6 protein-coding genes are annotated in these 4573 nt (G+C 53.9%); all 6 read left to right on the top strand.

The window, feature by feature from the left end:
• Nucleotides 1-372: 372 nt before the first annotated feature.
• Nucleotides 373-1173: a 3-methyl-2-oxobutanoate hydroxymethyltransferase gene (gene panB / locus D5S03_RS02445; RefSeq protein ID WP_287042584.1), complete on the top strand. Its 801-nt coding sequence runs from the start codon at nt 373-375 to the stop codon at nt 1171-1173.
• 9 nt (nt 1174-1182) lie between these two features.
• On the top strand, nt 1183-1545 hold the full coding sequence (locus D5S03_RS02440) for a response regulator (RefSeq protein ID WP_287042583.1): 363 nt from the start codon (nt 1183-1185) through the stop codon (nt 1543-1545).
• 12 nt (nt 1546-1557) lie between these two features.
• On the top strand, nt 1558-2169 hold the full coding sequence (locus D5S03_RS02435) for a chemotaxis protein CheX (RefSeq protein ID WP_008870654.1): 612 nt from the start codon (nt 1558-1560) through the stop codon (nt 2167-2169).
• A gap of 76 nt (nt 2170-2245) precedes the next feature.
• The gene (locus tag D5S03_RS02430; RefSeq protein ID WP_287042582.1) at nt 2246-3616 is read left to right on the top strand and encodes a sensor domain-containing protein; all 1371 of its coding nucleotides are present in this window, start codon (nt 2246-2248) and stop codon (nt 3614-3616) included.
• A gap of 6 nt (nt 3617-3622) precedes the next feature.
• On the top strand, nt 3623-4093 hold the full coding sequence (dtd, locus tag D5S03_RS02425; RefSeq protein ID WP_008870652.1) for a D-aminoacyl-tRNA deacylase: 471 nt from the start codon (nt 3623-3625) through the stop codon (nt 4091-4093).
• A gap of 16 nt (nt 4094-4109) precedes the next feature.
• The coding region (locus D5S03_RS02420; RefSeq protein WP_287042581.1) for a response regulator at nt 4110-4573 on the top strand (464 nt) is incomplete at its 3' end.

The following is a 4573-nucleotide window of genomic DNA, read 5'->3' as shown; positions in this document are numbered from 1 at the left end:
CTGATGCCCGCATCCTGGCTGGTTATCCTGCTCAGGCACCCGGAGCACAGCAGGTTGGGCCTGCTCTGGAACTCACGGGTTTCTTCCAGGGAAGCAGCATCCGGACTGAAGTCCTTTCCCGGTTCTTCCTTGAGTAGATCATACATATTCTTTTCTCCATGCTTACGCTGCCTTTTAAATGCTTGTGCCCTGCATGTCAATTTGGCCATCTCTTGACAGGCGGCACTTAATAGGTTCAAAAAGAAATTGCCGGAGGCCGGAAAAAAAGTGCAAATGCAAATGCGCAAAGTGCAGACCCGTTGGAAATTGACCCCTGGCTATGCCTGCAGTCGGGGAGCTACCTAATAACCCTGTAAAAAAATGGATGAAATTATGCCAAGGATGACGGTGCCGGAAGTTATAAAGGCCAAGGGACAAAGAAAGCTGACCATGCTTACCGCCTATGAAAGTGCCATGGCCAGGTTCGTGGATCAGGGCGGGATCGACATGATTCTGGTGGGGGATTCTCTGGCCATGGTGGTGCTGGGGCATGAGGATACCCTTTCCGTGACCATGGATGAAATGCTGCACCACACCAGGGCTGTGACCAGGGTTGCCGGTAATTCACTGATAGTGGCCGACCTACCTTTTATGTCCTACCAGGTGAGTGTGGAAGAAGCGGTGATCAATGCCGGCCGCATGCTCAAAGAAGGCCGGGCCGGAGCGGTGAAAGTGGAAGGCGGAGACAGCATTCTGCCTCAGATCCAGGGCATGGTCAAAGCCGGGATACCGGTCATGGGCCACCTGGGGCTTACGCCGCAGAGCATTGCCCACTTTGGAGGCTTCAAGGTGCAGGGCCGGGGCGAGGCCGGGGAAAAAATAGTGCAGGAGGCGCGCAAGCTGGAGGAAGCCGGCTGCTTCAGCCTGGTACTGGAGGCGGTGCCGCCGGGACTGGCTTCCAGAATAACTTCAAGCCTGAATATTCCCACCATCGGCATAGGGGCCGGACTGGAATGCGACGGTCAGGTTCTGGTGATAAATGATCTGCTGGGGATGAGCACCGGCCCGGGACCTCGGTTTGTAAAGAAATACGCCGATCTGGCCGGAGTTATTTCCGAGGCGGTGGAGCGTTACCGCAGGGAGGTTCAAAACGGTGAATTTCCCGATGAAAGCCATTGCTACAAGGACAGCTAAGGAGAAAACATGGCCAGGGTATTGATAGTAGAGGACTCGGTCTTTCAAAGAACCATACTGAAAAGAATTGTGCAGCAGTCCGGTCATGAAGCCGTGGAAGCGGCTTCGGGCCGGGAAGGCCTGCGCAAGATAGATGAAATGCAGCCGGACCTGATCCTGCTGGACCTGCTTATGCCGGATATCAACGGCTTCCAGGTGCTGCAGGTGCTGGAGAGTAAACATGTCAAAACCCCTGTAGTGGTTGTCACCGCTGACGTACAGGAGACCACCAGGCAGAAATGTCAGGAGCACGGGGTGGTGGAGCTGGTGAACAAGCCGGTGAATGATGAAAAAATGTTCGAGGTGCTTAATAATCACCTCGGTTCCAGATAAGGACCCAGGCTTATGTTAAATGATCTGCACAGGGATGCCCTGACTGAAATCATAAATATCGGCGTGGGACAGGCGGGCAATGCCCTGAACTCCATGCTGGCCATGCACGTGGAACTAAGTGTTCCTGAAATCAAGGTCCTGGAGCCGGAGGACGTTCAGCAGGAGCTTGCCCCCTTAGATAAATCCTCCCTGGCCACTGTTATTTTAAGGTTTTCAGGTCCGGTTCCAGGGAAGGCGGCCCTGTTATTCCCTCCTGAAAGCGCCCTGAACCTGGTCACATTGTTGGTGCAGGAAGAGCCCGGGGATACGGACCTGGACTCCATTCGCAGCGAGGCCCTGACCGAGATCGGCAATATTGTGCTCAACAGCGTCCTGGGCAATTTTGCCAACATTCTAAGCATGGACCTGGAGTATTCACTCCCGGATTTCATGTTTGAGACCAGCGTGCATGACCTCCTGCAGCAGGAAGGCGGTGAAGGACACTCCATAATTCTGGCCAAGGCCCATTTCAAAGTCAGAGAGCACTCCATCGCCGGTGACATTCTTCTGCTTTTCGGCATCAACTCCATGACCGAGCTTTCCAGTATGCTGGACATGCTTGTCAAAAAGCAGGCCGGAGAATGACTCTGTTGCTTTCAAATCCAGCCTTTCCTGTCCCCAGCCGGGCCGATGATTCACCTTGCAATCCTTTGGATCCTGTATGATTTTTCATGAAATTCAGGATAGATTCTGGATATTAAACCAGCTTCCCCTGGGTATTTTTATTCTGGACCAGGATATGCGTATCCAGTTCTGGAACAGGATCATGCAGGAATGGACTGAACATGATGCCAGAACTGTTATTGGCCGGCGGCTCCCGGATATGTATCCTGAACTCAAGCAGCCCCGGTTTGAGCCCAGGATCCAGGCAGTACTGGATGGGGGGCCGCCTGCTGTTTTTTCCTCGCACCTGCACGGCTGGTTTATCCCCATCACCAACCGGGATGGAGACAAAAGGCTTCAAAACACTACCATCGCCTCCATCAGGGTACAGGAAAGCTCCCAATGGACCAGACTGGCCTTAGTGACCATCCAGGATGTAACCGAACTGAACCAGAGGATCTCTGAGCACAGGAAAGTCCGCGACCAGGTCGTGGAAGAGCTCAAGAAGCGCCGGGAAATAGAACAGCGCCTGCGCCGGGAGAAGGCCTTTGTATCCAAGCTCCTGGATACTGTGGATTCCCTGGTGGTGCTGCTGGACAATGAAGGCAGAATTATACATTTCAACAGGGCCTGCGAAAGACTGTCAGGGTATTCTTTCCAGGATCTGCAGGGGAAAGAGATTTTCAAAAGGCTCATTCCCCCTGAAGAAGCAGAAACAGTCAGGTCTTTTTTCAGCCCTGATTTTGCAAACCTGCCCCATCACTTTGAGAATTACTGGTTGACCAGGGCAGGAGAAAAAAGGCTTATAGCCTGGTCCAACTGTATTATAAACGATGAGGAGGGCAACCCGGACTATGTGCTGGGCACGGGGATAGACATAACCGAGCAGCGCCGGATGCAGGAGCGCATTGAGCACATGGCCATGCATGACGGACTCACCGGCCTGCCCAACAGGAACCTTCTTCAGGACCGCATGGAAATGGCCATCGCCGCAGCCAAAAGAACGGGAAACAGGGTGGCGCTTTTGTTTCTGGATCTGGACGGATTCAAGGCCATTAACGACAATTATGGGCACAGCACAGGAGACGAGGTGTTGACTCTGGTCTCCCGGCGTTTGAAAGAATTGGTCAGGGCCTCTGATACGGTTGCCCGCTTCGGCGGGGATGAGTTTGTCATCCTGCTTACAGACACAGGAAAGCTGGAAGATGCCAAGCAGGTTGCCCGCAAGGTTGCCTGGCAGCTTTCCCGGCCATATATTCTGCCTTCCGGGGAACATCAGCTGGGGGTCAGTATGGGCATCAGCCTTTACCCGGATGATGCCGAAAGTGCTGAAGATCTTATGCGCCTGGCGGACAAGGCCATGTACAGGGTGAAAAAAAGCAGCGGCGACAAAGAAACGTGTTTTCTGGCTTCCTGTGAGAATGTTTGATATTTTATGAGAGTACTTCTGCAGCGGACAAAATGGGCCGGGGTCAAGACTGTGGTGGACCAAGAGCCAAGAGAGGTAAGGGTTGACAGGGGCCTGACCGGGCTTGTGGGTTTTTTTCGCGAGGATGCCGGATTGCCCGGGACCAGGGCCTGGGAGACCATGGTCGGAAAAATACTCAACCTGAGGATATTTCCCGATGAAAACCAGCGCATGAACCTCAGCCTGGCGGATATCCAGGGGGATCTGCTGCTGGTGCCGCAGTTCACCCTGTATGCAGACTGCCGCAAAGGGCGAAGGCCCGGGTTTTCCGATTCCATGCCCGGGGACAAAGCCCAGGAGCTTTTCGGATCTTTTGTAAGCCGGGTGGAGCAGTCATGGGACAGGGTCTATGCAGGTTTTTTCGGGGCGGACATGGACGTGGAGCTTTGCAACTGGGGACCGGTGACCATTATGCTGGACAGCCGGGATTTTGAATAGATAATTTTCGGGACTGATGAAAAAAGTAAAGCTTCTAATTGCCGAGGACTCCAGCATCAACCGGAAGTTTCTCATACGTCTGCTGGGTGATGAATTCGAGATAGAGGAGAGCTGCGACGGGGAAGAGGCTGTGGACAAATTTGCCTCCTTTGCCCCGGACATAGTACTGCTGGACATCCATATGCCGGTTATGGACGGTCTGGAAGTGATCCGGCATATCCGCAATACCTCAGTGGACCGGGATGTCTTTATCCTGGTGCTCACCGGCGAGGAGTCCACAGAGGTCAAGGTGGAGGCCCTGAACCAGGGGGCCAACGATTTTGTACTCAAGCCCTTTGTCCGGGAGGAGCTTCAGGCCAGGGTCAGGGTGGCCAAGAGGCAGGTGTTCATCCTGGAAGAGCTGCGCAAGGCCTATTCCGTCATTTCCGCGGAGATGGACATGGTAGCCGATCTTCAGGCCAGGCTGCTGCCCCGGGACGG

The organism is Desulfonatronospira sp. MSAO_Bac3 (assembly GCF_003838035.1).
Classification (GTDB): Bacteria; Desulfobacterota; Desulfovibrionia; order Desulfovibrionales; family Desulfonatronovibrionaceae; genus Desulfonatronospira; species Desulfonatronospira thiodismutans.
This window is presented reverse-complemented; position numbering and strand designations above follow the sequence as displayed.

Bases quoted from the DNA above. Each gene is read 5' to 3' on its own strand.
- D5S03_RS02430 (WP_287042582.1), top strand. From the start codon at position 2,246: ATGATTTTTCATGAAATTCAGGATAGATTCTGGATATTAAACCAGCTT.
- dtd (WP_008870652.1), top strand. From the start codon at position 3,623: ATGAGAGTACTTCTGCAGCGGACAAAATGGGCCGGGGTCAAGACTGTG.
- panB (WP_287042584.1), top strand. From the start codon at position 373: ATGCCAAGGATGACGGTGCCGGAAGTTATAAAGGCCAAGGGACAAAGA.
- D5S03_RS02435 (WP_008870654.1), top strand. From the start codon at position 1,558: ATGTTAAATGATCTGCACAGGGATGCCCTGACTGAAATCATAAATATC.
- D5S03_RS02440 (WP_287042583.1), top strand. From the start codon at position 1,183: ATGGCCAGGGTATTGATAGTAGAGGACTCGGTCTTTCAAAGAACCATA.